The following is a 1,340-nucleotide window of genomic DNA, read 5'->3' as shown; positions in this document are numbered from 1 at the left end:
GACAGCATGATACCGGAAGCGCCAAGGCCGGCAGCGGTCAGGAATTTGCGGCGGCTGATCTCAAACTTCGCCATGTCAGGCACTCCTCTCGGCTGTATTGTCGTTCTGTGCGGGAGGATCGGTGCGGTACCAGCCGGTGATGATCGAGCGCAGCTCGTTGATCGGGCCGGCGGCCAGGATCATCAGGATATGGACGACGAAGAAGGCGACCAGCAGCACCATCACGGTGAAATGGATGGTGCGTGCCGTCTGCCGGCCACCGAGCAGATCGTTGAGGAAAGGCAGCACCGAGTTCATGCTTGGCGACATCGCCAGACCGGTGATGATCATCAGCGGCAGCAGCACGAACAGAACCCCGCCATAGGCCATCTTCTGCAGCGTGTTGTATTCGCGCGTGTGGTGGAATTTGAGCTTGGCGTGGTCGACGATGTCTTGCGGCAACCGCTTCAAATCGTCGAGGCGTGGCGCGAGATCGCGGCGGATGTGACCGTTGACGATGCTGGCGACCAGCCAGACGATCAACGTCGTGGTGAGTATCCAGGCAAAGAAGAAATGGATGACGCGCGCAGTGCCGAGATCATAGTAGGACGGGATGGTCGCCCAGGACGGGAAGGCGCGGGACGTCTCCTGGCCGGCCGGACCCGACCAGCCGAGCACCCCAGTGGTGTTGAAGCGTTTGCCGAAGATCTCCGTGTAGCCGCGCGGACCCGCATCGGAGTTCTCGGCGCCGATGGCGAAGATGGTGTTGTTGTAATCGAAGCCCGATTGCTTGCCGATATAGAGCTGCGGACGGGCATTGAAGATCTGCAGGCCGGACAACAGCATGAAGAACAGCGAGATGGCCCACAGCCAATGCGTCAGCCGCGTCCAGCGCGACTGCCGGTAAATCAGCGTTTTGTCGTTCGACGCCGAAGCGCCTGGATCGGCGGCGGATTGGCTTCTGGCAACGGATTCCATCGTGTTTCGTCTCCCGGCCTCGCGGCATGGCCTGCGCGCTCATTGTCCTCCTGATACGTCGCGATCCAAACCGATGTTTCATCCGATCACGGATTTATTACGGACCGCCCAGGCTGACGGCGAGATTGACGGCAGCGGCGACGATGACCGTGTTGAAGAAAAACGACAGGATCGAGTGGACAAGCACGACACGACGCATATGCGTCGTCGAGATGTTGGTGTCGGCGGTCTGCGCCGTCATGCCGATCACCGTCGAGAAATAGAGGAAGTCCCAACCCTCCGGCCGTTTGTCGCCCGGAAACAGCAGTCCGCCGACCGGGATTTTCTTCCTGGTCTCGGCATCCATCGCATCGCCATCCATCCAGTAGACATGAGCATAATGG

2 protein-coding genes are annotated in these 1,340 nt (G+C 60.1%); both read right to left on the bottom strand.

What is annotated here, in order from left to right; translation table 11 throughout:
* Nucleotides 1-75: 75 nt before the first annotated feature.
* Complete coding sequence (locus EOA22_RS33790) at nt 76-957, bottom strand: cytochrome b/b6 domain-containing protein (RefSeq protein WP_013531946.1); 882 nt, start codon at nt 955-957, stop codon at nt 76-78.
* Nucleotides 958-1,054: 97 nt separating this feature from the next.
* Nucleotides 1,055-1,340, bottom strand: a 286-nt coding sequence (locus tag EOA22_RS33785; RefSeq protein WP_127390622.1) for a DUF1345 domain-containing protein, incomplete at its 5' end; no start/stop codon positions are given.

Source organism: Mesorhizobium sp. M7A.F.Ca.US.014.04.1.1 (assembly GCF_003998745.1).
GTDB classification, from domain to species: domain Bacteria; phylum Pseudomonadota; class Alphaproteobacteria; order Rhizobiales; family Rhizobiaceae; genus Mesorhizobium; species Mesorhizobium ciceri.
Note: the sequence above shows the minus strand (reverse complement) of the source record. Positions and strands in the feature narration are given on the sequence as shown.

Bases quoted from the DNA above. Each gene is read 5' to 3' on its own strand.
- EOA22_RS33790 (WP_013531946.1), bottom strand. From the start codon at position 957: ATGGAATCCGTTGCCAGAAGCCAATCCGCCGCCGATCCAGGCGCTTCG.